The sequence below is a fragment of the Mesorhizobium sp. WSM4810 genome (assembly GCF_055811235.1).
The window spans coordinates 1-670 of record NZ_JBVVQV010000094.1; the positions used below are offsets into that span (position 1 = coordinate 1).

Below are 670 nucleotides of genomic sequence, written 5' to 3' on the forward strand. Positions count from 1 at the left end.
GACGATCTGCGCATTCGGACGCCCTATTCGAAGACCGCCCTTCGGGAACTACATGGCATTCCCTGGGCAAGTTGGGACGATGAACTGCGGGCGTGGCGCGTGCCGTTTCGGTCCTATGAGGAACTGCGGCGGCGGTGGCCGGCAATCGAAGAGGCTGCCCGACGTAACGAGCCCGAGGAAAGGAAGCGGCGCCGCGAGGCTGAGAGGGACTCGGAAGCTCAAAGAACCACGCGGTTGCGATATGCTGAACGCCGCCGCCACCGCTATCCGTTGCCAGCTGAAGACTTGCCTCCGATGGGGCGCCCCGTCGCAACAGAGCAGTACGGTGTTGTCGTCTTTACCGATGTGTCAGGTGAAGTCGTCGAACCGCCAGTATTGGCCGCCTTCAATCCACATGCGATGCGGGCAGACTTCGACTACGTGTGGGGAACGTGGCGCTCGGCGACGCTGACGGAACTCATCAAGACATGGCCCGCTCGTCATGAAGCTGGACCGATGGAGCATTCCCGAGGCTGGTGGCAACCAACGCTTGCCGAACTTAGAGTCGCTCGTCGAAATGCGCGTATCATCGAGCGTCGAAGGCGAAACCGCGATCTCGGTCGAGTGTCATAAAACTCGGAACAGCGACCCGATCGGCCCGCTCTCTCCGCCAGAGGCGCAGCCTTTCATC

General features: G+C 61.5%; 1 protein-coding gene. It reads left to right on the forward strand.

What is annotated here, in order from left to right:
* Positions 1 to 612, forward strand: a 612-nt coding sequence (locus AC0L3O_RS35455; protein WP_473537270.1) for a hypothetical protein, incomplete at its 5' end; no start/stop codon positions are given.
* Positions 613 to 670: the final 58 nt, after the last annotated feature.